The sequence below is a fragment of the Gleimia coleocanis DSM 15436 genome (genome assembly GCF_000159015.1).
GTDB lineage: Bacteria > Actinomycetota > Actinomycetes > Actinomycetales > Actinomycetaceae > Gleimia > Gleimia coleocanis.
Map to the genome: position 1 here is coordinate 336,236 of NZ_DS999545.1, position 24,924 is coordinate 361,159.

The 24,924-nt window shown below is 49.6% G+C and carries 23 protein-coding genes and 5 tRNA genes; 10 read left to right on the top strand and 18 right to left on the bottom strand.

What is annotated here, in order from left to right; all coding sequences use genetic code 11:
- Positions 1 to 47 precede the first annotated feature (47 nt).
- Positions 48 to 5,357, bottom strand: coding sequence for a S8 family serine peptidase (locus HMPREF0044_RS08380; protein WP_040313074.1), 5,310 nt, complete (start codon positions 5,355 to 5,357; stop codon positions 48 to 50).
- A gap of 283 nt (positions 5,358 to 5,640) precedes the next feature.
- Between HMPREF0044_RS08380 and HMPREF0044_RS06380 the strand changes: the two genes are divergently transcribed.
- Entirely contained in the window at positions 5,641 to 6,216 is a 576-nt protein-coding gene (locus HMPREF0044_RS06380; RefSeq protein WP_040313075.1) for a hypothetical protein, read from the top strand.
- A gap of 226 nt (positions 6,217 to 6,442) precedes the next feature.
- Here HMPREF0044_RS06380 and HMPREF0044_RS06385 read toward each other — a convergent pair whose 3' ends face one another.
- The 13 genes from HMPREF0044_RS06385 to HMPREF0044_RS06450 form a co-directional block, all read right to left on the bottom strand.
- The gene (locus tag HMPREF0044_RS06385; protein ID WP_006547315.1) at positions 6,443 to 6,625 is read right to left on the bottom strand and encodes a DUF3073 domain-containing protein; all 183 of its coding nucleotides are present in this window, start codon (positions 6,623 to 6,625) and stop codon (positions 6,443 to 6,445) included.
- 144 nt (positions 6,626 to 6,769) lie between these two features.
- Positions 6,770 to 7,045 (bottom strand): DUF3618 domain-containing protein, encoded by a 276-nt coding sequence (locus HMPREF0044_RS06390; RefSeq protein ID WP_006547316.1) that lies wholly within the window; start codon positions 7,043 to 7,045, stop codon positions 6,770 to 6,772.
- Complete coding sequence (locus tag HMPREF0044_RS06395) at positions 7,042 to 7,485, bottom strand: phage holin family protein (protein ID WP_006547317.1); 444 nt, start codon at positions 7,483 to 7,485, stop codon at positions 7,042 to 7,044. The genes HMPREF0044_RS06390 and HMPREF0044_RS06395 overlap by 4 nt, the downstream gene beginning before the upstream one ends.
- Before the next feature lie 85 nt (positions 7,486 to 7,570).
- Positions 7,571 to 8,065, bottom strand: a complete 495-nt coding sequence (locus HMPREF0044_RS06400; RefSeq protein ID WP_006547318.1) for a hypothetical protein — start codon at positions 8,063 to 8,065, stop codon at positions 7,571 to 7,573.
- Positions 8,065 to 9,162 carry a P-loop NTPase family protein gene (locus tag HMPREF0044_RS06405; RefSeq protein WP_006547319.1) on the bottom strand — a complete coding sequence of 366 codons (1,098 nt, stop codon included), beginning with the start codon at positions 9,160 to 9,162 and terminating at the stop codon, positions 8,065 to 8,067. The genes HMPREF0044_RS06400 and HMPREF0044_RS06405 overlap by 1 nt, the downstream gene beginning before the upstream one ends.
- Before the next feature lie 593 nt (positions 9,163 to 9,755).
- Positions 9,756 to 9,828: transfer RNA gene (locus tag HMPREF0044_RS06415), tRNA-Phe, on the bottom strand.
- 44 nt (positions 9,829 to 9,872) lie between these two features.
- A tRNA-Asp gene (locus tag HMPREF0044_RS06420) sits at positions 9,873 to 9,946 on the bottom strand.
- A 240-nt stretch (positions 9,947 to 10,186) separates the two neighbouring features.
- Positions 10,187 to 10,262 (bottom strand) — tRNA-Lys (locus HMPREF0044_RS06425).
- A gap of 53 nt (positions 10,263 to 10,315) precedes the next feature.
- Complete coding sequence (locus HMPREF0044_RS06430; protein ID WP_006547320.1) at positions 10,316 to 10,567, bottom strand: GlsB/YeaQ/YmgE family stress response membrane protein; 252 nt, start codon at positions 10,565 to 10,567, stop codon at positions 10,316 to 10,318.
- A gap of 7 nt (positions 10,568 to 10,574) precedes the next feature.
- Positions 10,575 to 11,438, bottom strand: coding sequence for an EamA family transporter (locus HMPREF0044_RS06435; RefSeq protein ID WP_006547321.1), 864 nt, complete (start codon positions 11,436 to 11,438; stop codon positions 10,575 to 10,577).
- Positions 11,435 to 12,343 carry a hypothetical protein gene (locus HMPREF0044_RS06440; protein WP_006547322.1) on the bottom strand — a complete coding sequence of 303 codons (909 nt, stop codon included), beginning with the start codon at positions 12,341 to 12,343 and terminating at the stop codon, positions 11,435 to 11,437. The genes HMPREF0044_RS06435 and HMPREF0044_RS06440 overlap by 4 nt, the downstream gene beginning before the upstream one ends.
- Positions 12,330 to 12,755 carry a peptide-methionine (R)-S-oxide reductase MsrB gene (msrB, locus tag HMPREF0044_RS06445; protein WP_006547323.1) on the bottom strand — a complete coding sequence of 142 codons (426 nt, stop codon included), beginning with the start codon at positions 12,753 to 12,755 and terminating at the stop codon, positions 12,330 to 12,332. The genes HMPREF0044_RS06440 and msrB overlap by 14 nt, the downstream gene beginning before the upstream one ends.
- Positions 12,752 to 14,365: a mechanosensitive ion channel family protein gene (locus HMPREF0044_RS06450; RefSeq protein WP_006547324.1), complete on the bottom strand. Its 1,614-nt coding sequence runs from the start codon at positions 14,363 to 14,365 to the stop codon at positions 12,752 to 12,754. The genes msrB and HMPREF0044_RS06450 overlap by 4 nt, the downstream gene beginning before the upstream one ends.
- Positions 14,366 to 14,585: 220 nt before the next feature.
- Here HMPREF0044_RS06450 and HMPREF0044_RS06455 point away from each other — a divergent pair.
- The 6 genes from HMPREF0044_RS06455 to HMPREF0044_RS06480 all read left to right on the top strand — a co-directional run bounded on the left by HMPREF0044_RS06455 (position 14,586) and on the right by HMPREF0044_RS06480 (position 18,962).
- Positions 14,586 to 14,658 (top strand) — tRNA-Glu (locus HMPREF0044_RS06455).
- A 14-nt stretch (positions 14,659 to 14,672) separates the two neighbouring features.
- Positions 14,673 to 14,749, top strand: a tRNA-Asp gene (locus HMPREF0044_RS06460).
- A 109-nt stretch (positions 14,750 to 14,858) separates the two neighbouring features.
- Entirely contained in the window at positions 14,859 to 15,497 is a 639-nt protein-coding gene (locus HMPREF0044_RS06465; RefSeq protein WP_040313077.1) for a hypothetical protein, read from the top strand.
- 131 nt (positions 15,498 to 15,628) lie between these two features.
- Positions 15,629 to 16,909, top strand: coding sequence for an NUDIX hydrolase (locus HMPREF0044_RS06470; protein WP_245528820.1), 1,281 nt, complete (start codon positions 15,629 to 15,631; stop codon positions 16,907 to 16,909).
- A 35-nt stretch (positions 16,910 to 16,944) separates the two neighbouring features.
- The gene (locus tag HMPREF0044_RS06475) at positions 16,945 to 18,204 is read left to right on the top strand and encodes a MurT ligase domain-containing protein (protein ID WP_211205093.1); all 1,260 of its coding nucleotides are present in this window, start codon (positions 16,945 to 16,947) and stop codon (positions 18,202 to 18,204) included.
- Positions 18,201 to 18,962, top strand: coding sequence for a type 1 glutamine amidotransferase (locus HMPREF0044_RS06480; protein ID WP_006547328.1), 762 nt, complete (start codon positions 18,201 to 18,203; stop codon positions 18,960 to 18,962). The genes HMPREF0044_RS06475 and HMPREF0044_RS06480 overlap by 4 nt, the downstream gene beginning before the upstream one ends.
- 44 nt (positions 18,963 to 19,006) lie before the next feature.
- Here the strand turns inward: HMPREF0044_RS06480 and dtd are convergent, their stop codons facing one another.
- The 4 genes from dtd to HMPREF0044_RS06500 are packed head-to-tail and all read right to left on the bottom strand — an operon-like array spanning position 19,007 to position 22,256.
- Positions 19,007 to 19,435, bottom strand: coding sequence for a D-aminoacyl-tRNA deacylase (dtd, locus tag HMPREF0044_RS06485; protein ID WP_006547329.1), 429 nt, complete (start codon positions 19,433 to 19,435; stop codon positions 19,007 to 19,009).
- Between the two features lie 14 nt (positions 19,436 to 19,449).
- Positions 19,450 to 20,607 carry a CAF17-like 4Fe-4S cluster assembly/insertion protein YgfZ gene (ygfZ, locus tag HMPREF0044_RS06490; RefSeq protein ID WP_006547330.1) on the bottom strand — a complete coding sequence of 386 codons (1,158 nt, stop codon included), beginning with the start codon at positions 20,605 to 20,607 and terminating at the stop codon, positions 19,450 to 19,452.
- 2 nt (positions 20,608 to 20,609) lie between these two features.
- On the bottom strand, positions 20,610 to 21,266 hold the full coding sequence (locus HMPREF0044_RS06495) for a heme-binding beta-barrel domain-containing protein (protein ID WP_006547331.1): 657 nt from the start codon (positions 21,264 to 21,266) through the stop codon (positions 20,610 to 20,612).
- A gap of 42 nt (positions 21,267 to 21,308) precedes the next feature.
- Positions 21,309 to 22,256, bottom strand: a complete 948-nt coding sequence (locus HMPREF0044_RS06500) for a hypothetical protein (RefSeq protein ID WP_040313078.1) — start codon at positions 22,254 to 22,256, stop codon at positions 21,309 to 21,311.
- Positions 22,257 to 22,605: 349 nt separating this feature from the next.
- Between HMPREF0044_RS06500 and HMPREF0044_RS06505 the strand changes: the two genes are divergently transcribed.
- The 3 genes from HMPREF0044_RS06505 to HMPREF0044_RS06515 all read left to right on the top strand — a co-directional run bounded on the left by HMPREF0044_RS06505 (position 22,606) and on the right by HMPREF0044_RS06515 (position 24,833).
- Complete coding sequence (locus HMPREF0044_RS06505) at positions 22,606 to 23,232, top strand: DUF47 domain-containing protein (RefSeq protein ID WP_006547333.1); 627 nt, start codon at positions 22,606 to 22,608, stop codon at positions 23,230 to 23,232.
- Between the two features lie 3 nt (positions 23,233 to 23,235).
- Positions 23,236 to 24,294 carry an inorganic phosphate transporter gene (locus tag HMPREF0044_RS06510; RefSeq protein ID WP_006547334.1) on the top strand — a complete coding sequence of 353 codons (1,059 nt, stop codon included), beginning with the start codon at positions 23,236 to 23,238 and terminating at the stop codon, positions 24,292 to 24,294.
- A 95-nt stretch (positions 24,295 to 24,389) separates the two neighbouring features.
- Positions 24,390 to 24,833, top strand: a complete 444-nt coding sequence (locus HMPREF0044_RS06515) for a septum formation family protein (protein ID WP_006547335.1) — start codon at positions 24,390 to 24,392, stop codon at positions 24,831 to 24,833.
- Positions 24,834 to 24,924: the final 91 nt, after the last annotated feature.

The following is a 24,924-nucleotide window of genomic DNA, read 5'->3' on the forward strand; positions in this document are numbered from 1 at the left end:
AGTTTAAACTTCCCAACCCCAACAGTTATCTATTAGTTGTAACTAGCTCATTTAGTTATCTTCCGGCGCCAAGCCAGCAAACCAGTTCCAACTAAGGCAGCTAAAGTCATTAGAGACAAAGCTAGCTGCGTTGAAGCCCCTGTGTTAGCGAGGTCGCCAGCAGTTTTACCTGCCTGGTTGTGAGTGACGCTCAGACCAGCATTACCGTTACCCAGCGGGGAGCCATCTGGGGAACCCTGGTGCTTAGGTTTAACAACCTTACCTGGCTTAACTGGTTCAGTTGGCAGACCATCGCCCTTAACCTGAGGGGTGCCGACAATGAATGGAACTGCCCGCAAGGTGGTGTTGCCCGCCTTATCAACTGCAGTGACATTCAGATTGTGGTTACCTACTGCAAGTGGGGTAGGCACTGCGAAAGTCAGTTCTGTGTAACCATCACCAGTTGGTTTAGGTTCATCCTCAGCAGTCACCGCAGGGTCTGCTGCGGCAGAAGCTGCGTCAGTGACAAGATTATCTGCTGTGCCGCCCTCGGAAACTTCCAAAGGCTGGGAAACTGCCAGAGCTTCAGATCCCGCAGAACGCGTTTGTGCGCCAGCTTCAGACACTACAGCTGAACCAGAAAGCTCTGCTGGCGCATCCTCTTTACCAGATAAGAGAGCCGGAGTCCGTAAACCAGTGTCCCTATCCCCAACCAAGTGGAAATCAGCACCCTTAGCCTTTACAGACTTAGTCTCTACCAAGGCGAGTTCCTGACCGTCCAACTGCACGCGCAGGGACGCAAGATTCTCATCGGAGGCAACCACCTTGATTACTCGATCAGCTGGAATACGCTGACCCGCGCTAACTCCAGAAATTTTAACTTCCGGAGCAATCGGATCATGTACCACTGGAATTAACTGCAGGAAGGAGTTACCCGCCTGGTCGTACAAGCCCAGCAGAATTGTGTCACCCGCAGCGATTTCCACATCCTTAGAGAAAGGACGGCGGTTCACATTTGGGTTAGCTTCGAAACGAGAAGAGAAACTCTCAACGGCATCGCCATTCAAAGTTAAGGAATATCCGAAAGCGTTATCCCAAACCTCACCCGCGAACTTCACTGGGTCAAGGTTCTTTACGTAGAGGGCACCGTCAGCGTCAATCTTTGGCTCGTCCAAAACCATGCCAGGAGCGTGGGTGTCGAAGTAGACGCGCAGGGCAGTATCCTTCACAATCTCGTCATCGTGGTCGATGATAACCACGTTGTAAGAGTTGATGCCTTCAGCCAGTGGCAGTTCAATCTTGAAACGTCCATCCGGTTCAACGGTGACGTCCTTGCCGTCTACCTGGAAGGTTTTAGGCAGCCTTGAAAGGATACCCGCCCAGGTGAAGGTATGGTCTCCGGTATCTCCGGTGACGGAGTCGTCACCTACCTGCACGAAGTTAATCGCGCGTTCAATGGTGGCGTTGGCTCGTAGACGCAGAGCTTCCGAAGTGTCAGCTGGGCGCGCTAGTGGAATCAGCACCTGACCCATATTCGCACCGTCGAGTGCACGCACAGTTACGAACGTGTCTTTCGAGGACGGAGTGAACGTGTAGGTGAAGGAACCATCTTCAGCTACCGTAACTTTTTGTCCGTCGATTTCAACTTGCTTTACCTTCGCCATGTCGTCGGTAATTGTACCGGTAATGGTGAGCGTACCGTCAGCATTCAGCTGTGCTGGCACTTCAGGGGCACCAGCTGGTGCAGTCAGCGTAATCTGTGGTGGCTGAGGGTCGTGTGAGAAAGACAGCGGGCGACTGTAGAGTACTTCCCCGGTTGCTGAAAGGGCTTCGACAACCAAGTTGTTCTGCCCAGCTACAACTGGGACGTGCAAGATGAAACGCTGGTCCTTGCCGATTTCGGTTTCTACACCGTTGACGCGGACTTTTGCTACGTCCTTACCAACACGACCGGTGAGGGCCAGCTCGCCATCTACGAACAGGGCGTTGTCAGTCTGATCGGAGATAGCATTAATTCCCAGATGCTCATCTTTAATGGATGGTTCGGAGTCGAAGAAGAGTTCAGAGTCTTTGAAGAACTTAACTTTGCGAACTACGTTGGTAGCGTAGTCTGATACGTAGACTTCAACGTATTCGAACAGCTGTGGGGCTGGCACGGTAATACGGTAAGTGTCGTTGCCAAGCTCTTCAGATGGAATCATTGAGCCGTAGCCTGGGAAACCTTGTACGGCATTCACACCGGAGTTATCGTCAGTTGCTTTAACTGTTACAACTGCGTGTCCGTCCTCGTTGTATTCCACACTGAGAATTTCAACGGTTGGTGCAACCGTATCGATACCGAACTGCATGTCGGTATTCTGCGCTGGCCAGTCTTTCCCTAAGGAAGCTGCTACACGCAGGGTGTACTTTCCGTCTGGAAGAGTATCGAACTTAGCAGTCTTTGGATTGTAGATACGTCCATTGAAGGAGATTCCCGACAGATCTTGAGTTAGCGACCCACGAGGAGCTTCTGCGAGTTCCTTCAAAGATGGGCGGGTAGCGTCCTCAACCTTACCTAGTTCACGCAACACCTTACCGTCCTTATCCAGGACGGAAACGGAAATCTCTTCCGTGTTACGCAGTAACGCTACCTTTGCGTACACGCTGTCAGAGTAGTTGTCGCCGTTAGGAGAAATAAACGCCGCATCCTTAGAAAGGGTGAGTTCACCACCGTTGATGGTGGTGTACAGTGCAGTACGCATCGGAGGAGTGGCCCCTTCTTTACCTAAGATAGGGGTAGCTGATTCGTAGAGTGGAACGTCAATGATAGGTTCAGCATTCCAGTCACCAGCGAAACCTAAGAAAGGTAGGGAAAGTACCGGGTGAGCACCGGCGGTAACCGGAGTGAATTGGACCCAGCCTTGAACCCAGTGGTTTTCACCTGTTCGAACGTTCACAGTGAAAGTTACGTCAGCAGTGCCACCAGCTGGGACAACAACTGTAGCTACAGAGGCGACTACTGATTCACCGACACCACATACAGTCGTAGTCGCGTCAGTTTCTTCCTCATTGATCACACAGGTTGGCGAAACATTGAACGATTGTGATTCATTACCATCGTTACGCAATGTCACTGTGAAGGTTTCAGATCCCTTAACTTCTTTAAGTTCGGCTACTGGCTTACCCGCTACAGTTGCGATAGTGGTAGCCTCTAATGCTGCAAGAGTGTCTACCAGACCCGCTCCAATTTGGCGTGGAGCGAAAGGGACTCCATTAGTGTCAGCTAGCACCTGCGCGGTGTTAGACAGCACCTTGCGGGAGCGTTCAATGCGTTCATTTGCAGAAAGGTGCGGGAAACGTTTCGTAGCGTCTTGGAGCATCAATGCCATTACGCCAGACACGTGTGGCGTAGCCATGGAAGTACCGGATGATACTTTGTACTTGTTGTGGTTAATAGTAGAGTAAACGTTACCACCGATACCAGCGATTTCTGGTTTGAATGACAGATCTGCTGGAGTACCCCAGGAAGTAAAGTCTGAAGGACGCAGGGAAGCTGGGTTAGCTTGCGCCTGACGTTTTTCAGTGAGGGTTAGCTCAACGATTTTCCCGTTTTCTAGTTGCTTACGTAATTCTTCACCAGCCTGGTGGCCGATAGCGACACCTGGGAATGTGAAGGATTCGATTCCTCCCATTCCTGGTAGATCGTCTCCACCGTCAGCGTGGTTATAAAGGATTACGCCGGCAGCTCCATTGAGTTGAGCTTGGAAGAACTTATCGTGGAAGGTTACTTCACCACGTTCAATAAGCACGAAGTTACCTTTCGCGCTGGCAGGAACTTCCCCAACTTTACCTTTACCACCATAGACCAAACGGTAGGTTTTTCCATCGAGTGATCCAGTTTGCAGGTCGTAAATGAATTCACCTTCGGTTACGAGCGCTCCAATCTGCGCATCACGTGGATTTTCCACGGTACCCGCACCAGGGGTTGGTGCAGGTGGCAGAGGTAGTGGTGGCGGCGGTGGTAAATCAGGTAATCCTGGTGCCGGTGGTAATGGTGGTGGGGGAGGTACCGGAGGCAATGCTGGTGCCGGTGGTGGACCAGGTGGCAACGGTGGCGGAGGAGGTACATCCCGAGTAATTAACCTATTTTTAGGCAGAGCAGGCGGTGGGGGGATATTTGGAAGATTTCCAGTGTTAGTTCCAGTGCCTGCAGAAGCTACAGTACCAATTTTTTCGAAAGCTCTAAACTTAGCTAGCGAACGCACAATCGTGGAGTTTTCATAGCTGGCGACCGCCCATGCAGAAGGAGCTGTAGCGGGAGTGCCAACTGTGCCGTCATCGGCAAACCCTAAGTCATCTTCAGTTGCGCCAGCGAAAGAAGAGTTCTTGCCTTCGTTACCAGCAGCAACGATAACTTCGACCCCGGCCTTACGTGCGTTTGCAACTGCTAAGCGTTCGCCGGAATCTTCATCAGCAGATCCATTGGTTTGTCCCAGAGACATATTAATAATGTCAGCGTCATGCTTTACCGAGTCTTCAATAGCTGCAATGATGTCATCTGCTGCTGCAGCCTTGCCACGCTCAACATCATTAGAAAATACTTTCATTGCTAGTAGCTGTGCGTTGGGAGCAATGCCAGTAACTCGAGTGAAGTTTTTAATGCCTTTTAGGTCATTGCCCGCGTTTGCGGCAACAATACCTGCTACGTGCTGACCATGCTGGCTAGCTGTTGAGTCAATGACATCTTGGTTTTCATCAGCATAGTTGTATCCAAACGGGACTTTTGCATTGAAACCTGCTGCTGGTTGCAGTTTAGGGACTACCCCGTCACTGAGCTGCATATCTTGGTGGTTAATATCTAAACCAGAGTCAATAATAGAAACAACCAGCCCGCGACCATCTAGCTGATGTTGCTGACGTGCTGTTTCAGATCGGGTTAGATCAGCTGCCGTGTGCATAGCTGGCAGAATCGACTGGTAATGAGCTGGGTTTACTGCCAGCTGACGGTAGGTACGTACTTTTGCTACCTTACCGACCTTTGGGAAAGTTTGAATTTCTGGGATATCAGACTCATTTACCCAGGCGGAAAAGCCTTTTAGAAGCAGACCGAATTCACGATCCGGAGTGATATCAAATTTTTGTGCTAGCTGGTCTTGAAGCTGCTGGACTTGTCGCAGATTCACGAGCTGGTTAGCGAAGGCTGGGCCATCTTCAGGCTGTGATTGAAGTAGAACCATTACCTTAACACGCTGGTCTTTAGGAGCTGATTGGACCAGAGTGAGGGCATCTTCATTGGTGTGTTCTGAAGTTGCTAAAGCTGGGGGTGTAATCAGTGTACTGAACCCCAGTGCAAGTACAGCAGTTAGTGATAAAGCTGTTTTGCTATGCAGAGAACGCATGTTTACTCCTTTCATAAATCACTTTAGAATCTCATATTTTGCTTTGTGAGAAGCGGAAGATTCGGAAAATGGACAGTGCTTAGTGTTATGGATAGCTATTAAATGCACATTAGGGGCATATCTGTGAGTATTTTCACTCGCTGTTCATATCTGAAGAATTAAAATGCACGTGGCGGCAAAATGATTTTCACTGTAAATAACGGTGTTCCCACAGAGTTTTTTGAAAAACTTATTCAGTAGAATAAATAAAGTAAGCATTGGTAATGAAGTCGGGTGGGAACAAATGGAACTAGGGTCACTAGCAGAATGGGCTGGTACAACAGTCGCCGCGTTTGGTTTGTTTTTCGGTGGGGGAGCCACTCTCTACTCAACCCTGCGCATAAAAAAGGAACGGCAAGAAAAAGATAAAACCTACTTGCCTCGGTTGCAGCCACGATTTGGTGGACTGGCGGAAGAAGCGAATCTGCCAGTTCCAGATGGATACTACTCAAGTGATAATAAATATTGGGGTGTACTTTTAGATTTCCCGCAGACCGAACAACTTACCTTCAGTAACTACGTTCTAAAATTTTGGTCTCAAAAACCAGATAAAACCATCTGTCACTATGAAATCGTTATTCCTGTGGTTGTTCCAGGACGCTACTTCATTTACCGATACTCGACAACCAGGATAGGAAAAAACACTACTTCTTCTATCGAAAACCCACTTACCGCAGCCGGTCCCTATCAAATAAAAACAGAAATGATGCAGCTTCCTCCTAACCACTGGGCGGTAGAAGGATTTACGTCAGTAGAGTGTACTTCCAGCACTGGTTACAAATGGAAATGGACTCCAGAAACAGGATGGAAAGTTCCCTAAAGATAAAACCATCTGACACAAAACGTGTTCCTTGCAGTTTAGTGCTTTACCTCAAGCTAAACACGGTAGTTGCTGAGGGTTTTTAGCCGGTAAGAATATTCTGAATTTAGGGTGCGAAAAGCGGAATAGTAGAAGCCTGTACTGAGCGAGGTAATGCAGGTACAGATTAGAAATAAAAAGAAAGGTACCTGTTGCGCGAACAAGTACCTTTCAATCTGACTATATTTTAGCGATAGTCATCCCAGTCATCATCGTCAGTAGCTGGAGGAATCTCACCATATGGTGAATCATCTTCTCCACGAGCTGCTGCGAGTTCTTTTTGCAAAGCGTCGTAGTCTGTCTCAGGGCTGAAGTACTTCAGCTTGCGAGCGACCTTCGTTTGCTTGGCCTTCTGACGGCCGCGCCCCATAGGCGTCGACCCCCTCCACTGTAGAACGGAACCAAAGGTTCCTAAACTTTCACTAACCTATCTAGCTTATTGTAACGAATTAAACAGATTTTCTCTATCTGGCACGCAAATAAACCTTAAAAACTGCGTATCGTTACAAAAAATTTAGCGCTTAAAAAGCAAACCTAAACACAGCAGGGTTGCGCAGGCAACACCTGTTAAGATGCCGATTTCTTTCAAAGAACCAGCCTTAGCCTTTTCAACAGTATCCAAGGCGTATTCTTTTGCCTTTTCACCGTATTCAGTAGCGCGTTCTTTTAAATCAGCAACCTGTGCGCGAGGATCTACGCGGTGAGTTAGTTCGTCTATGGTTGACTGTAAAGCGATGCGAGTACGCGCAATTTCTGCTTCGATTTCTTCAACAGTGCGTGCTTCGCTCATTTTCCAAGACCTTTCTTCACTGCAGCGATGCTGAGGTTAATGTTTTCCTGCGGATTTGGTTTGTCCGCTTGGCTCTTTTTCACTAGCACAAGTCCGACACCTGCCAACACTAAGACGATAAGCAGTAAGATGCTGGTGGTAATCAAAGAAGCTGCCCAAGCTGGCACAATTAGTGCGAAAGCTAGCTCAATGGTGTGGAAAATCCAACCCAGCAGATACAGTGCGAAAACCGCAGCTACAACGAGCAAAATAGCGCCGATGCCGAGCTTCTTCAGCATGGAAGCAGCTTTAACTTTGGTTAGTTCGATTTCGTTGCGAATCAGGGTGCTAACCTGCGCGGTCATTTCTGCGAACAGTTGACCAACGGAAGTATTACCGCGTGACTGCGTGGTTTCCACAATAGTCACTGGTTCAACTGGCTTGGGGGTTTCAGTTGCCATTTTCTTTTCTCCTAAGAGTAAACTCTGTCTGCTTCTAGTTTTTCACAAATTCTTAGATTTTTCCTTGGAACTATACTGATTGCGTTTAAAACGAACCGTCCTTGTAGAGTTTGGCTCTGGTAAGGAGATTAGCTACTGTAGGGATAGTCACGCCAAAGCAGACTACGCCGATGAAAGCCGCAACTACCCAGTAGGACAGTTCAGTTCCGAAGATGAAATAAGAGTAAAAGTCTGGGCGCCCATACGGTGCTTGGTAGTGCTCAAGCAGGAAAATAATAAAGCCGAGAGGCAGGTAGTATCCCAGCCCACCACTGATTACCAGAGGAATCCAAGTTTTGCGGGAGATTTTAAGGCAACTTTCACCTGTAATGTACGCGTAGTTGGCTTGCGGAAAATTATGTTTTGCGTAGCCGACGCAGATTCCTAGGTTGATCAGTGCAAGCAGGGCAATGGGGATTGCCGGCGAGTGGTACGCGCTGTTGAGGATTTGTGTAAGTTGAAGTCCGAGCAACAGGTTGATCACTAGGGTAGAGGATAGCCAGAGGAAATCTGTTTTAGTTTGGGCTAGGTAGACTTTCATTATTTTCCTCCGTCTATTTGGGGCGGGAAGTCTGGTGCGATTGCCCCTGGTAAGGATTGTAGAATTTTTTGAGCTTCATCGAGCAGGTGCGCGGCGTCAGGGTCAAAGTCGCGTGCTGGTGCCAGGCGTTGCAAGGTTTCTTCCAGAGTTTCTCCGGGGAGTGGCTGAATCTCTGTGTCGGGTTCAGCAGGGGGCAGGGTTTTTAAAGTGCCGAGGAGGTCGAGGTTAATGCGTTCTTCGATAGTGGCAGATACGGGGGTCTCCGCTACTACTTGTGGCTGTGTTGGTAGTGGGACTGGGCGTGGATGCCAGGTTGGTTCAGGAGCAGGGGCAAGGGGTTGTTTGGCATGTAGTTTCGTTGCCTGAGTTACTTGCAGGTGCGCGGTGAGGGCCTGAAGTTCGCTAGCTGTGTGCGTGGATACATCGTGGAATCCGCCCTCGGAATAAAAGAAAGTTTGGCTTGCGTAGCTGGCGAGCGCAGGGTCAGTGGTTGTGTAGAGGACGGCGCTGCCCGTTTGTTTTGCTCCACGCAGCAGTGTGAATACCAGTTCATGGGCTTGTTCGTAGGGAAGCTTCGCAGCGGGGTTTGCAACAACCAGCAGGGGAGTTTTTTTCACGAGGGCGACCCCTAAAGCTACTCGGGTTTGTGCAGCTTCGTTGAGGTTTTTAAACTGCTGGGATTTTAAGCTGGCGAGATTCAGGAGCGAAATAATTTGCTCGTACTCACTGTAACTAAGCGGGGTAGAGGATTTTCGGTGTGCGCGGGAGAGCAGATCGTGTACCTTAAGTCCTTTAGGTAAGGCGGAGTTTTCTGTCCAGATACTGAGGTTTGTTTGACGCCATTTACAGAGGTTTTTCTGGGTTGCGCGAACGTTCTCAGATGGGGTATGTAGTTGCCCTGCTTCAGTAGTGTAGGTAGCGTTTGCTTTGCCCGTGAGAAAAAGTTCGTTTAATAGTTGGGTGGCTTCGTGGTCAGTATCAGTGAGGATACATACGCTATGCTGTGGGCTGATTAAGCATGTGAGTTTTGTATCCGCTAGTTTCTCTACTTTGAGAATGGGGGCTGCGGTTGGGGGCAGGGATTTTTTCACACTCATACTTGTAATTGTGTCTGAGTGCCGGGTTTTTTCCAAGCCAATCTGAGGTCATAGGACAAATTTGGTTGATGGTTGGCGTTCATTCCACGGTGGTGTTTAAGTATTGTGAGTAGTTGACTGTTAAGGTTTCCTTTAATGTGGTTATGAGCTTTCATTAACCGTTGGATACGTGTGTTAGGTCAGGCAGCAGCGCATACTGAGGTGAAGCTGCTTTTCCTATCGGCTACTACAAGTTGTGGTGGATTCTTCGCTAGAAGCTCACGATAGGTGCGGCTTGTATCTGGGAAATAAGCTAGGTCACGAGCTTGAGTGTTGTTGTGTTACCTGAGCGAAACCTTACACTGGTGACAAACTCATCTTTGAGTTCCGTTAGTAGCATGCTCATTATGAGCCATTGGAAAACCACAGGTTGGGTAGGTTTTAGCATGTGTAACCATACACCTACTATGCACGTATTTTTATATAGACTTTCCTGCATAAAATCAGTACAAAATCCGTGTTCTATTAACCGATCCTGTCCTATAACCCAATAAGCCCCAATCTGGTTCTTTAAAACTAAAAAGTCCCACTTCCAAGGAAGCGGGACTTTCTTGTGCCTCCGACCGGCGTCGATCCGGTGACCTTTCGATTTTCAGTCGAACGCTCTACCAACTGAGCTACAGAGGCAAGATTGTCACGATATTAAGTTATAAGTATCGCTGGCAATCCAGCGACCCCGACCGGGCTCGAACCGGCGACCTCCGCCGTGACAGGGCGGCGCGCTAACCGACTGCGCTACGGGGCCTTAAGACTTGATAAGTCTATCTGGTTTTAGCGTGTGAATGCAAATTCAGATTATTAGTTTAGAGTGTGACCCTTATCTCTGACTGTTTTTGTGGTGCGGTGACGTTGTTTCGGTGAATGGAGTAAGAAACTACGTGGTGTGGACGCGTCACGTGACGGTTAAAGATTTGTATGAGGGGTTCTATTATGTGGCAAATGTGTATAATAAAACCCCGATTTTCTGCTGAAAACCGGGGTTAGATGGTGGGCCCACAGGGAATCGAACCCTGAACCCACGGATTAAAAGTCCGTTGCTCTGCCAATTGAGCTATAGGCCCATCACGAAGTCTAGTTTAGCGGTTTTTTGCTAAACCTCCAAACGTAGGGTTTGTTACTCCTTGGTGTTAAAGAAACCGTAGATACTTAAAAGGCTTATAGAGACGAGGACGGCGAAGAACCAGGAGGCTAATCCACCGGGGCGAGTGTGTACTAATCCGGCAATCCAGCCACCCAGGAATGCTCCTAAAGCTCCGAGTACTACCGTCCACACTAAAATGAGTGAGGAAGTGCCCCGCATGAACAGTCGCGCGATTGCTCCGAAGAGAGATCCGACGATGATGAACCCCGTGATTCCTGTGCCCATGATGCTCCTAGATGCGACTGTTTGAGGTGGTTAACCATACTGATACTGATACCAGCACCAGGCCGACTACCGCAATCCATCCGGGGATTTGTCCCAGGAAGATGATACCTATCAGCAGAGAAGTTGTGGGGAGCAGGGCTTTTAACAGGGCAAAGGTAGAAGCATCGAGGCGGCGCATGATGACTTGGTCTAGGGAGTATGGCACCAGAGTAGACATAGTGGCAACTATGAGGAGAGACTTAAAGAGATTTAAGTCTTGTGCCACGGTAGTGAAGGAACTGAAAGCCACCGGAGAATAAATGATGGTGGCGGTGAAACAGCCGATTGCGAGGGAGTGAAGCCCACCGGTTGCAGATACTTTTTTGCCGAGCATAATGTATCCGGCCCACGCAGTGCCACCCAGTAAAGAGAATATAATGCCGGCTTCTACGTTGGGGTTGGTGAAATCTAAGGCGAAGCCGGAAATGCAGATGACTCCACCTAATGCAAGTAAGGCAGCGATGCGGGCTTGCCAGGTGCGATTTAAATAGACGGCGAGGCTAATGGGACCCAGGAATTCTAGGGAGACTACAAGCCCTAAGTCGATGCGCGAAACAGCTTCGTAGAAAATCATATTCATACCGGCCATGACGATGCCGAAGATTGCAGCGGTTTTTACTTGGCGGCTGGTGAGTCCAGCTTTCCAAGGTTGTTGCCAGAGCATGAGGATGATTGATGCCAGTGCGAAGCGCCACCAGGCGGTGGCGGTGGGGGCGAGTTTGGTGAATACGCCGACGGCTACGGCAGCTCCCATATATTGGGTGGTGCCTGAGACGATGAAGAGTATTGGTGCGGGTATGGGCTTAAGGATTTTCGCCAGGATTTGATTCATTTTTCCAGGGTAATTAGGACTGGGCTGTGGTCTGAGATGGGAGATTTTAGTGAGGTTGCGTGCATTTGGGGTGTAAATGCGGTTGTTGTGGGGCTATCTATTTTTCCCCAAGGGCGAATGTATACGCAGTAGTCGATAGATTTTTTCGGCGCTACCACGGGAAAACTTGGGGTGGTGGCTATGTGCATATTTTCATTTTTGAGTTGGGTGATAATGCGGGTGACTGTTTTGGCTTCTAAGTTGAAGTCGCCTAAAAGATAGGTGTCTTTTCTGGTTTCGTCGCAGAGTTTTTGCAGGTAGGTAAGCAGGGTTACTAATTGTTTTTCTGCAGTTTCGGGGTGAATTTCTAAGTGGGTGGTGGCGTAGATAGTTGAGTTAGTTTCAGCTATGAGGGCAACTCTGGATTCGCCGAAGATCGGTTTGCCTTTAGTGAGTTTGAAAGGATGCCACCAGGCTAGGTTTTTCAGGGCTTTTGTGTGGAAATTATGCCACCGAACTGGGGATTTTTGCAGTGGAAGGAATTGTGCTTGCAGGGGTTTTTCTTTGAGGGCTAGAAACACTCCGCTGGCGGGCATTAGTCGTTGCCAAGTGAGGGGAAAGAATGTGGCTGGGCGAAGCCGGATGCCTATATTTAAACCCAGGTAGGTGGGGGCATAACTTGCCCACTGAAATCCGTATTTACGTAGGGTGTTCCAGATTTCAGTGGGCTGGTTATTTAGTTGGGAGCGTTTTTGGTAGCGGTCTACTTCCTGGCAGGCAAGTGCTGTCAGGTTTTGCAGACTGGTTGCTTGTAGCAGGTTGTCTAATTCGGTTTCTAAACGGGTGCTTGGAGTGTATCCGTTTTGCCGTGTGTTAGTTTTTCCGAATTGGATGTTCCAGCTCAGTAGGGTTTTAGTTTTCGTCATCTGCTTCTTCGAATGAGAGGCTGACGGAGTTCATGCAGTATCGCTGTCCAGTTGGGGTTTGTGGGGCGTCGTTAAAGATGTGTCCCAGGTGTGAGTCGCAGTTTGCGCAGCGAACTTCGGTACGTATCATTCCGTGGGAAGTGTCTTCAAGCAGTCGCACTGCGGTGTCTTCGGCTGCGTAGAATGATGGCCACCCGCAGTGGGAGTCGAATTTTGCGTCGGATTTAAAGAGGATCGCATTGCAGGCGCGACAGCGGTAAGTGCCTTCCCGATTTTCGTGTAGCAGAGCGCCTGTGCCGGGACGTTCTGTGCCGGCTTCACGCAGAACGTGGTATTCCATCGGGGTGAGGATTTCTTTCCACTGTTCGTTGGTGCGCTTGGCAGCTTCAATATCAATCTTAAAATCGCTCATGATTCTCTCTTTTCTGCGAAGGTGTCTTTGATTTTCTGCTGTAGTTCAGGATACTCCGTGGTGCGGTCTAAGGCTTCTTGAATGGTCATTTCGCCATCGCGAATTGCGCGCATAACGGTGGATTCTTCTCTGTGGCGGAAGGCTTCTGCGCCTGGGCCTTGGGTGAGTTTTTGGCGCGCTTCTGCGTCTTCACTGCCAGAGTAGAGTCCGTGTGCTTGGGTGTTATGGAGGTTGGCGGTGAGTTTGCCAACTTCTGTGTGAGACATGACCAGAGTGGGGTTTTCGTCTTTAGGTTCTGCGTTGGAAGTAGGGGAGTTTATGGGTTCTGTTTCCGGATTTGTGCGCAGCTCACTGACGCGGTCTTTAAGTCTTTTGCGACGTACTTTGACTGCGCGTTTCTTTGAGGCTTGGACGCGGGCTTCTTGCGCGGTTTTAGCAGGGCTGTGGGAGTTTTCTGAATGGGCTTTGGTAACTTGGGTTTCTTCGGCATTTTCGAGGGCGACAAGTTCTTGTGCTAGTTTTACGATTTCTTCTTCTGTGCGGTCGTAGAAGATTTCGGTGATTTCTTCTTGCTGGTAGCGGTGGCGTGCCAGTGCATAAGGAGCATTTTGGATAATCCAGTTCACCAGGTTTTCTCTTAGGTAGCATTTGAGGTCCCAGAGCTTGCCAGAGTTATCTGCAGAGATGACGACGCGCACAATAATCCATTGTTCGTTTGAGTCTGTAACTTGTACGTTTACGGTGCGTTTATCCCAGAGGTCAGTGTGTGCTAGCAGACGGTCTACTTCTTGGCGAATGAGGTTTACGGGGGCGCGCCAGTCTAGTTTGAGTTCGACGGTGCCTAGTAGTTTGGCGTGGACGCGGGTCCAGTTTTCAAATTTGTTTTTTGTGAAAGTGGTTGAGGGCAGAATGATGCGGCGATCATCCCAGACGCGAAGCACTACGTAGGTGAGGGTGATTTCTTCTACAGTGCCGTTTAAGCCATCGACGCTGAGTTGGTCGCCTACGCGGATAGCGTCGGTGAAGGTTAGTTGTAGGCCTGCGAAGGTGTTTGAGAGGGAGTCTTGTGCGGCCAGGCCGGCAACAAGGGAGATTACGCCTGCAGAGGCAAGTAAGGATCCCATTAGGACGCGCGCTTCCGGGAAGGTAAGCACGATGGAAACGGTTGTGAGGATGACGATTACTGCTTGTAGGATGCGGCTAATCATCTGGGCTTGCGTGGTGAGGCGTCGGGAAGCGTTTTGCATGGAGCGTGCTTGGGCGACGTCGTGGATGGTGTTGGCAGCAGCGTAGCACAGCCAACCTACGCAGGCGATGGTGAGGATTAGGGATATGTGGTGGATGGGTTTAGTCCATATTTCGTCTGCGGGCAGTTGTTCGCGGGCAAATTTTATGCCGAGCCAGGTTCCTAGGGTGGGGAAGAGAAGTAGGAAGGGGGTGCGGATGCGTTTATTGAGGATGCGGATGGCTTCGCTTCGTTTGGCGATCACGCGGATTATCGCCCAGCAGATAACTCCGATTAGGAATGTTACGAGGGCGCCCACGGCAGCACTCAGTACAAAATGCAGGATATCTACAGCTTCATCTACTGCGGTTTCAGTGGTTTCCATACTTTTTAGAATACCGGTTGCAACTAAAAATAGCTGTTACAAAATCTGGGTTTTACCTTAGTTTTCTGGGGGTTTTTAGAGGTGCAAAAGGCTTGTGACCAGGGTCACGGCTTATTGATTTGCATTGTGGTACGCAGATTGCATAGACTTAAATAGTTCCAAGCGGGAAAGTGAAACCGGATGAGGAATCAGCCGGGTCGCCTACCAGGAAGAACAATAGGCCCCCATCGTCTAGCGGCCTAGGACACCGCCCTTTCACGGCGGCGGCACGGGTTCGAATCCCGTTGGGGGTACTATTTTTATTTTTGGCCCCGTAGCGCAGTCGGTTAGCGCGCCGCCCTGTCACGGCGGAGGTCGCCGGTTCGAGCCCGGTCGGGGTCGCCACAAATCCCCTCGCAAGATGCGAGGGTTTTTCTGTATCTACCGTAAAAATAGTGTTCAGCTAAAACTGCATTCCTAAAACGCTTAGCCAGGAAAACAAAGGAACGTAAAAATGACTCGTTTTCGTCGCCCAGCCATGCTCAGCTCAGAACAAGCAGAAAATATCATCGGCGCTGAAAACCCAGCCGTAACTCTCCATCTGGCACAAACCGCAGCTCGTTCACTAATTGGTCTCACCGACGAAGAATTTACCGAAGAAGCTGCCCAAAACCTGGTGCAAACCATTAAAGAACACGGTATTGACGTAGTCGCCGACCTTTGGGAAAACCAGCCACCTTACACACTTCCTGGAGCTTTCTGGCGCATCTTCCTCTTTCACCAGTGGTATCAGCGCGACAAAGAAACTGTTGAAAACCGCTTTGCGGAAGGTATTTTCACGCTACAGGCAAGTGGACATGCAGGCGCAGTTGAAAAGCTCAACCTTGGCGCCCTTGGGAAAGAAATTGACGCACTATTTAACGGAGAAATCCGTATTTCTCAAACTGAATGGGGACGCCTCACCCCACTTCTGGAACGCGTTGCCGTTGCCATGTGGGTGCTCGCAACCGGTGCTACCTACGGAAATACTTGGATTGAATCAGATGCCGACGAACTAGCTACTGAAGTAACTCGCCGCGCGAAGGCGCTTTCCACCACCGCGGAAGAGTTAAAACTCGCGGCAGATCGTGACGCCTCTGGCAATCTCTTCTGAACTGTTGTTTTATGGGAAAATAACACTGCCCTCGTACCAGCAGAATAAACACGGTAGAATCGATAGTAGATTTGTCCTATTCGTAAAATCTTGCACCCGAGGGTTCAAGTACAAACATAAGTAGATATGCCGTGTCCTCTGCTCATCCTGTTCCCGGTCCGAAAGAAAAATCCGGGCCACAAACTACGGGCAGTAATGCTAAACCCATTGCGCGTCGAGGTTCCCTCACCCGACCCAGCCCTATTCCCTCACGCATCGTGCGTTCCGCCGGTGCGCTCGTTTGGCGTCCAGCAGACAGCGCCCAGCCACCGCAGGTTGGAAAACAATATAAAGCTGACGAAATCGAAGTTCTCTTAGTACACCGTCCTCGCTACGATGACTGGTCCTGGCCAAAAGGTAAAGCAGAACTTAACGAACCTCTTCTAGCTGCCGGTGTACGCGAAGTAGAAGAAGAAACAGGAATCCTAGTCAGCCTTCACGCGCCACTCACCGCGCAACGATACCGACTAGGAATGGGACAGACTAAGGAAGTCTACTACTGGGTAGGCATTCCCGTATCAGAAACCGGAGTCGCAATATCTCGCCCACCGGTAACTCCCGCTCCGAAAAAAGAAATTGATGAGGCGCGCTGGGTTAAGCCTGAGCAAGCTCGCGAAATGTTGACTCGACGTGGCGATCGCCGTCTCTTAGACGACTTGGTGGCGCGCGCCGAAAATGGCTCTTTATTTACTGCTACCCTCGCCTTTGTGTCTCACGCCCAATGCGTAGGAAAACACCGGGTAGAAGCAGAACGTACACTCTCACGCGTAGGAACTCGTCAGGCAATTGAGCTCATCGACATGCTTTCCGCTTTGGGAGTAACTCGCTTACTCACCAGCCCAGCAAAGCGTTGTCGAGGTACTTTAGAACCTTATGCCACGGTTTCCGGAGCCACTCTTAGCGTCGCTGACGAACTTAAACTCTCCCCAGAATACAGCTACGTACCAGCGCCTAAACCAGCATCCGCCACTAAGAGGCTCGTTCCATCACCAGCGATGTTTGCTACCCGCGTCGCCGGGCAATTGAAAGTTCCAGCAGTTTCGACGCAAGTTGAAGAACCTCAAGCACCAGTCGCTAAGCCTGAGATTCCGTTCACCGCAGTGAAATTGGAAAGTGCCCGCGAAGTAGTGGCAAAACTAGTCGCGCATCCGGGGACACCGCTGGCAGTTAGCGCGCACCCAGAGCTGGTGGAATATATGCTCAAGCCCCTGGTAGAAGCCGCTTCTATTAACGTAGCGCGACAATTTCCAGAGGGTGATGCCTATGACCACACCGCACAGCTGACGGTAGTACACGTAGCCTACCCGCACGGTAACGAAAATAAACCAGAGGTAGTCGCCGTAGAAGTACACCGCGCCACCGAACGCGGTTAGAAACCCACTCAGAGGTATATACTTTCAGTATTATGATGCGACAAGTTCTCACCACAGCTATAGGTAAAACCATTCGCGCAGCTATGCGTCTGCGTGGCGGCGGATCCGCATTACCCGGTCTAATAGTCGAAAAAATCGACCCCCAATTCATGGCGCGCACTCTGGAAACCCTGCCCCGCGGAGTAGTGGTAGTTTCAGGTACTAACGGTAAAACTACCACCACAAAAATGGTCGTGGAACTCCTGGAAGCTGCGGGTTTAAAAGTCTTTACTAACCGTACAGGTAGTAACTTTTCTCGCGGTGTAGTGGCGTCACTACTAGGCGAGATCAATGGGATGGGCAAACTCGACGCAGATATTGCGGTACTCGAATTAGATGAAGCTTGGGCGGTGCACTTTGTTAAAACCGTCCGCCCTCGGTATTCGCTGCTGTTAAATGTTATGCGTGACCAACTGGACCGCTTCGGAGAAATCGACACCACCGCCGGATTTTTGCAAAAGATTGCGGAAGCCACGCAAGAAACTGTGGTACTTAACCGTGATGACTCTCGTGTCTACGCTATCCACCAGCACACGCGCGCGCAGGCAAAATACTTCGGTTTAACCACAGAACTAATAAAACTAATGCCCTCAGATGACTCCCTCAAAACAGGGGACGCCCAAGCAAATGACGCAGTAGCTTGTGAAGTGCTCCTCACCGAAGTAGGAGACCAAGTAGCGACCTTCCAAATCGGAGCAGACAACTATCAGACAGAAGTAGCAGTGAACGGTGTTTATAACTTGCTCAACGCTGCTGCAGCGCTTAGTTTGGCAAAAACTATCCTGCCTCAAACACCAACGCAGACTTTCATTGATGCTGTAGCGTTAGTGAAGCCAGCATTCGGTCGTGGTGAATCCATTAACTACAAGGGCACAGCGATTGACTTACTGCTGGTGAAAAACCCCTCAGGTTTCCGCCTTAGCCTGCTCTCATTCGGTAAACGTGACCGTCAAACTATGATCGCTATCAATGACAACTACGCTGATGGACGTGACCTAAGTTGGCTTTGGGACGTAGACTTTACCCTGCTGTCAGGAATCCACTCAGTTACCGGCGCACGTGCTGCTGACATGGCTTTACGCTTGCACTATGACGGGGTAGAAATTGGCCAGGTGCAGCCAGATTTGAAAGTTGCGTTAGAAGACTTCCTAAATAGTGAACCTGGAAAAGATAAGCAGATTTTCTGCTCATACACGGCGATGCTAACGTTACGAAAGCTGCTGAGTGAAAAAACTGAAGTAGAGGACATTTCATGAAACCAATTCAGATTCTGCAGCTGTACCCAAAGGACATGAATCTTTACGGTGACTGGGGAAATACTTTAACCCTGCAAAAACGCCTTGAATGGCGAGGTATCCCAGTAGAAGTTGTTGATCATAATCCAGGTGATAGCACTGATTTTCGCGCAGCTGACATCATCCTTGGTGGCGGAGGTCAAGACGCTGGGCAGGCTGCGATCCAAGCTGATTTACTTGCTCACTCAGAAATACTGAGAGAACTGGTAGCTGATGGTATGCCAATGTTGATGATTTGTGGGCTCTACCAAATGTTTGGACGGCGTTTCCTTACAGGAGAAGGCACGGAAATTCGTGGTATCGGTGTGATTCCAGCAGAAACGCGGGCAATGGAAGCTCGACTGATTGGCAATATCACGTTAGAAAACGCTGAATTTGGCACAATTGTAGGCTATGAGAATCACAGTGGGCAAACTTTCCTAGATGCTGGCGTAAAACCTTTCGGAACTGTAAAGCTAGGTGCGGGTAATAATGACGCAGACGGTGTGGAAGGAGCCTGGGTAAAAAACTTAATCGGTACATATTTGCACGGAGCTTTGCTGCCACGTAACCCACAGGTAGCTGATTATCTGCTTTCTAAAGCCTTAGAACGTCGCGCAGTTACGGGGGATTTAGATGAGCTGGAAGGCTACAGTGCAGAAACTGGGCTTTTACCTTTGACTGAGGTAGACCAGATTGCTCGTTCCGCACATGAGGATGCACTCAAGCGCTCTCGGTAACATTTAGAGGTGCGGGAGCGACTTGTGCGGTGGGTCTTACAGCGCTAGGCTTCCACCCACAGGGTTACTGGACCATCATTAGTTAAAGAAACCTGCATGTTTGCTCCGAAAACTCCAGTAGCCACAGTCAAACCATGCACTTCCCTAAGTTCTTTAACTACCGCATCAACCAGCGGGGCCGCTACCTCACCAGGTGCGGCAGCGACCCAGGAAGGACGCCGTCCCTTACGGGAATCCCCATAGAGTGTGAACTGGCTGATAACTAAAACCTCACCACCGGTATCGGCAACAGAAAGCTCGCCCTCCATAATACGTAAACCCGCTATTTTTGAGGCAACTTTAACTACCTCCGCCTGCGTGTCAGTATGTGTTACCCCCAAGAGGACACACAAGCCGCTACCCTTTACAGAACCAACAATTTCACCATCTACAGAGACAGAAGCTCCATTAACTCTCTGAATCAATGCTCGCATCCAGAAATACCCTCCTAAACCTGGCGCTCACGCAGATTCAAACCACGCAACTCTGCGCCAGGACGTTGAGCCGGAGATGCTGAAGACTTACCTTCCAGATCAACTACTACTTCCTGCAGAGCAGGTACTTCATCCTCACCCTGCACTACCGTTAGAGGAGCCTCCAAAGCTAAACCACGACGCACCACAGCTAAAGCTACCGGCCCTAAATCAGCATGACGGGCAATTGAAGTAACTGCACCAACACTACGCTTCCCAGCCAGAACCGGTGCGCCAACCTTAATTTGTACTGAGTTAGAACCATCCAACTGCAACACCACTAAGCGACGTGGGGGCTTGCCTAAATTCACAATGCGAGCCACAGCTTCCTGTCCGCAGTAGCACCCCTTATTAAGATGCACGGCAGTGCGCAACCAATCCAACTCATGGGGAAGTGACTTATCATCTACCTCATGTAAATAATCGGGGCGCATATCCTCAATACGCAAAGCCTCCCAAGCATTACGACCCGCCCAAGGACAATCTCCAGCAGAAAAAACAGAACTAACCCAAGCGTGCGTAAAAGATTCTGCCTCACCTGCAGAGACTAAAACAAAAACGCGTTTACGTTCCAAAGCAGGATGTTTAAATCCTACAGGGGTATAAGTAGTACCGCCTTCGACTACTCCCGGCCAAGGATCTTCCCACTGTCCGAAGACCCCAGGTAACGTAGCGAGGTTGTTAATTACTGTAGAAAATTTCCCCTGGGGAACAATCGTTGCGAAAACAGCAAAATCAGCAGAGACATCCGTGACTTCCACGCGCAACATGAACTGCATTTTAGTTAAAAAATCTACCAGAGCGGGGACTTTCCCGCCCTCGAGAAGTAAATAAACTTCCCCCTCGCCAGCAACCACACCGCACGCAAACTGAATCCGCCCCTGCGGATCCAATAACAGCATTTCACGCGACTCACCCGCGGTCATGCCAGTCAAAATCTGCGACGATAACGTCGTCAGCCAAGAAAAACAATCCGGGCCAGCAACGCGCACCAGCCCTAAATCATTAAACTCACACAGGGCGCGCGCAGATTCCAACGCCCACTGCTCACCAGAAAAATCCCCGTAATGAGCTACTACTCCAGAATCAGGGTCAGCTACCGCCCCGTGCACGCTTGCAGTGAAAGCAGTCAAAATTATTCTCCCGTAAACTCAGCGTAGCCAGCTAAAGCCGGCCCATCAGAAAGTAACTCAATTGGATCAGCCTCAGCGACTTTAGTTAAACGCCCAGAAAGGGTCAGTTCAGAATCGGTAAACTGTAAAGTCTCTACCAAGAATAAATCGCTCTCAGCCATACCTAGCATTTGCTGACCGTATTCCAACGTGCGTGCCGAAGCAACAGCGGCGGAAGTATCTAAAGTGAGCTGTACGCGCGGACCCTTCGCAGTACCATTCCACAGGGTTACATTACCGGTATTAGCAGTAGCGAAAGCCTGGATTACTACGCCATCTGGATAGTTAGGGTGCTTAATAATCGTCCAATATGCGGTAGACTGCCATGCGATAGAAGTTCGGCGCAGGGCATTAACACCCTCCCACACAGGTGTTTCGTTGTCTAGAGTCACACCATCTTGGGTGTTCCAAACTGTGCGAGTCACGCGCAGACAATCATCGATCACCTGTGCGTCATATTCCAACAGGCAGTGGCTGACATTTACCGGCACGTTTGCAGAATTGACATTTTCATTAGTTTCCGAGGGCGTATCGGTGAAGACGCCCCAACCCTGCCACGTACCTAGTAGGAAAGTAAGGGGGGCAACAGCTAAAGGCAGGTTATCTGGAATGTTAATCATCACTAGGCTTTCTTCAAAACTAACAGTTGCCTAAATTATCGCTCAGAAAGCACCGGTTCGCACCAGCACATAGATTGGGAGTACCGCTAAGAGGAACTTCATCGCCCCCCGGGCGAAAGCACCTTTTTCACTACACTTGCGGTTGTGTTCACCGAATAATGCGTCAATTGCGGTGATTACGGCACCGAGGGCTAAGCCAAGAGAAATTGTAAGTAGCAGAATTCCAATAGTGGGGGAGACTTTCATTAGAAAAGAGTTTAGTGCTAAATGTAGGAAACGCTGGTGAGTATCTATGGCAACCGCAATGAAACCAAGTACTACGCCGGAAAATGCCCCACCCAAAATTGCGCCGATAGCATTTGCACGCAGTGTAGAGCCGAACTGATTGCCAACTACTGCTGCAGCTACCATCACTGTGCAAGCTAGCAGAATTGTTGCCCATAGTTGTGAAGATTCTAACGCTACCCAGGCGGAGCCAACGATGGCGACGATACCACCAAAAACTGAAGAAGCCAGGGATTCAACTAAGTTTTCGCGAGGTAGTGGACGTGACATTTCGTAAAGAGCTGCCACGAGAACTGTGATTCCCAAAGATATCCCTGCCCAGGCGAGGTCACCGGTGAGACGAATAACTAAAAGATTTGGAATACCGACGCTTAGGATAGTGATTAAGCCACCATGTTCTGAAGGGGCTTCGACCAAGTCTTTCCACCCGTAAGCCAAAATCACAATGGCAATTACTACTGTGAAAGTGATGATATCAGGTATGCGGGTAAGGGCGAAAAGTACCGTGGTGAGAAATAAAAGTACCACGACGGTAGACGCTGATAGGTAGCTGAGGGGGAGCTTAATTAAGTTTCCGAACTGGTCGTTTCGGTTGAGTACGTCAAAGAAGAAACGATTTGTCTGCGATTTATTTGCCGGATGGGAGGCGTGTAGTTTTTTGCTGCGCTTTGGCAGTGGGGTGGGGGTTTTAGATTCTTCACTCACACTTAGATGTTCCCATAATGTGACAGTTAGGGCGAATAGTTTTAAGATTGGAACTGACATTGAGTTAATAAAGCCCCGGGCTCCAACTTTTGCCACTACGAGTGGCCTTCGCGCCGACAGGCGCTTTTTAACTCAATGTCTTTTTCTTTATTGTGTTCCGCGTGTCATTCAGAAAGTGATCGTGATCCGTCTCACACTCCTTTGGATTGGTTTCTGAAAAAACCCTGAAATTCCGCCTAAAAACCGTTTAAACAAAAAAATGTGGCAGAAAGTTGGGTATTCTCGCATATGCTTTAGCGGAAAACTCTATTAGTCTGGAAGTGCATGTGCCCATCAATCTAAACGGAGTATGGAAGTGCGTTTTAAGAAATCTGAAAACAGTGAAAGCTTCTTCGACCTGCTGGCAACGCAGGCGAAACTGATGGTACGCGGTGCAGAACTGCTCGCCCGTATCCCAGGTGAAAACTATGAAACTCGCGTCGCGCTACGAAATGAATTGCACGACGTAGAACACGCCTGTGACGAAGCTACGCACGCGGTAATTAACAAGCTTAACCAGACGTTCGTGACCCCATTCGACCGCGACGACATTGCCTACATTGCGGGTCGCCTGGACGACTGCATGGACTACATGGACGAAGCTGGCGATCTGATCGTACTGTACAAGGTTGAAGACCTCCCAGCAGGTATCTACCAGCAGCTGAATGTAATCCAGCGTTGCTGTGATCTAACTGCAGAAGCAATGCCACGCCTGGAAACCCTAGAGTCCATGCGCGACTACTGGGTAGAAATCAACCGCCTAGAAAATGAAGGTGATAAGGCATACCGCCACACCTTATCCCAGCTGTTCGACTCTGACATGGAGCCACTGCAGGTAATCAAGCTGAAAGATATCATTGCTTGCCTGGAAAAGGCTGTGGACAGCTTCGAAAGCCTGGCAAACGGCGTAGAAACCATCGCAATCAAGGAGTCCTGACCGGTGGATCTCACCCTATTCCTGGTAATCGTCGTTATTGCCATTGCCCTGGGCTTTGACTACACTAACGGTTTCCACGATGCCGCAAACGCTATTGCAACCTCCGTGTCAACTCGTGCATTAACCCCACGAGTTGCACTAGGCATGGCAGCAGTAATGAATTTTATCGGTGCATTACTGGGTACCGAAGTTGCAAAGACCATCGGTAAAGGCATCATCGACATCAACCAATTCACGCAATCCACAGACCACACAGCCCAGCTACATGGTCTGGGGATCATTCTCGCAGCGCTGGTAGGTGCAATCACCTGGAACTTAATCACCTGGTGGTTTGGCCTGCCATCCTCATCTTCCCACGCCCTTATTGGCGGTCTGGTAGGTGCAGGCATGGCATCTGCAACCGACGTGCTCTGGGGAGGAATCCTAGCGCAGGTTGTCATTCCTATGTTCCTCTCACCGATGGTAGGTTTCATCCTTGGTTTCGTGCTAATGAAGCTCGTCCTCGCACTGGTGAAGTCCCTCCCATACCATCGCACCATGCGTCGCTTCCGCTACGCCCAGACTGCTTCCGCAGCGGCAATGGCACTCGGACACGGCCTGCAAGACGCGCAGAAAACCATGGGTATTATCGTGATGGCACTAATGGCAGGTGGCTACGGAGAAACACACCAGATCGTTGATCCAATCACTGGCGACTGGGTAGTGCCAACCTGGGTTAAGCTCGCCGCAGCAGGTGCAATCACTCTGGGAACATACTCCGGTGGCTGGCGCATCATGCGTACCCTGGGACGTAAGGTAATCGAACTAGATCCAGCCCGAGGGTTCGTTGCTGAATCCGTCGCAGCAGGCGTACTCTACCTGACTGCATTCGTATTCCACGCACCGATTTCTACAACACACACTGTTACCTCCGCCATCATGGGTGTAGGTGCAACCAAGCGACTTTCTGCAGTTCGCTGGGGTGTAGCTGGTAACATCGTGATTGCCTGGTTCCTCACCCTCCCGGCAGCCGGGGCAGTAGCAGCAATCATATACCTACTGCTACACCTGGTGATTCCATAAACTAAAAGCTCATATAGTGGGTTTCCAGAGAAACTGGGAACCCACTATTGTTTATAGCTAAAATAAAACAAAAGCATTCAAAAACAGGAAAATCCATGCAGTTAAAAACCACGCAAGTTCTTAGCCTACTGATTGTCGCTAGTTTCGCCCTCAGTAGCTGTGCAGACGCTGTGGTAGAACTTGATCAAGGTGACTGCCTGGACCTAGCGGAAGGAATGCTCACTAACGGGCAATTCGAATATGAAGGGCTCTCCGCTATCTCATGCTCTCAGCCACATAATGCAGAAGTCGTAGGCGTACTTCGTCTCCCTGAAAAAGACTTCCCCGGAATGGAAACCCTTACCGTAAGGGCTGAGGAATTCTGTCCTACAGCTTTTGCTAACTATATTGGAAAAGAGGCTAAAGACTCTATCTTGGATCTGGTGCCACTTTCACCTACAGAAGAATCCTGGACAAGAGCAAATGATCGTACCATCATCTGTTTAGCAATTAGTCAGCATGAGAAAATTCCTAAAACATTTAAAAACTCTCGACGCTAACTAAAGCTGCTATTTGGTGCTCGCAGAGTTATTCACAGGGGTGTTTAAGTTCCAAAGTTTACATGGGGGTACCGCCCTCTAGAAATTCCCC

Coding starts and splice junctions, on each gene's coding strand:
- HMPREF0044_RS08380 (WP_040313074.1), bottom strand. CDS start 5,357: ATGCGTTCTCTGCATAGCAAAACAGCTTTATCACTAACTGCTGTACTT.
- HMPREF0044_RS06380 (WP_040313075.1), top strand. CDS start 5,641: ATGGAACTAGGGTCACTAGCAGAATGGGCTGGTACAACAGTCGCCGCG.
- HMPREF0044_RS06385 (WP_006547315.1), bottom strand. CDS start 6,625: ATGGGGCGCGGCCGTCAGAAGGCCAAGCAAACGAAGGTCGCTCGCAAG.
- HMPREF0044_RS06390 (WP_006547316.1), bottom strand. CDS start 7,045: ATGAGCGAAGCACGCACTGTTGAAGAAATCGAAGCAGAAATTGCGCGT.
- HMPREF0044_RS06395 (WP_006547317.1), bottom strand. CDS start 7,485: ATGGCAACTGAAACCCCCAAGCCAGTTGAACCAGTGACTATTGTGGAA.
- HMPREF0044_RS06400 (WP_006547318.1), bottom strand. CDS start 8,065: ATGAAAGTCTACCTAGCCCAAACTAAAACAGATTTCCTCTGGCTATCC.
- HMPREF0044_RS06405 (WP_006547319.1), bottom strand. CDS start 9,162: ATGAGTGTGAAAAAATCCCTGCCCCCAACCGCAGCCCCCATTCTCAAA.
- HMPREF0044_RS06430 (WP_006547320.1), bottom strand. CDS start 10,567: ATGGGCACAGGAATCACGGGGTTCATCATCGTCGGATCTCTCTTCGGA.
- HMPREF0044_RS06435 (WP_006547321.1), bottom strand. CDS start 11,438: ATGAATCAAATCCTGGCGAAAATCCTTAAGCCCATACCCGCACCAATA.
- HMPREF0044_RS06440 (WP_006547322.1), bottom strand. CDS start 12,343: ATGACGAAAACTAAAACCCTACTGAGCTGGAACATCCAATTCGGAAAA.
- msrB (WP_006547323.1), bottom strand. CDS start 12,755: ATGAGCGATTTTAAGATTGATATTGAAGCTGCCAAGCGCACCAACGAA.
- HMPREF0044_RS06450 (WP_006547324.1), bottom strand. CDS start 14,365: ATGGAAACCACTGAAACCGCAGTAGATGAAGCTGTAGATATCCTGCAT.
- HMPREF0044_RS06465 (WP_040313077.1), top strand. CDS start 14,859: ATGACTCGTTTTCGTCGCCCAGCCATGCTCAGCTCAGAACAAGCAGAA.
- HMPREF0044_RS06475 (WP_211205093.1), top strand. CDS start 16,945: ATGCGACAAGTTCTCACCACAGCTATAGGTAAAACCATTCGCGCAGCT.
- HMPREF0044_RS06480 (WP_006547328.1), top strand. CDS start 18,201: ATGAAACCAATTCAGATTCTGCAGCTGTACCCAAAGGACATGAATCTT.
- dtd (WP_006547329.1), bottom strand. CDS start 19,435: ATGCGAGCATTGATTCAGAGAGTTAATGGAGCTTCTGTCTCTGTAGAT.
- HMPREF0044_RS06495 (WP_006547331.1), bottom strand. CDS start 21,266: ATGATTAACATTCCAGATAACCTGCCTTTAGCTGTTGCCCCCCTTACT.
- HMPREF0044_RS06505 (WP_006547333.1), top strand. CDS start 22,606: ATGGAAGTGCGTTTTAAGAAATCTGAAAACAGTGAAAGCTTCTTCGAC.
- HMPREF0044_RS06515 (WP_006547335.1), top strand. CDS start 24,390: ATGCAGTTAAAAACCACGCAAGTTCTTAGCCTACTGATTGTCGCTAGT.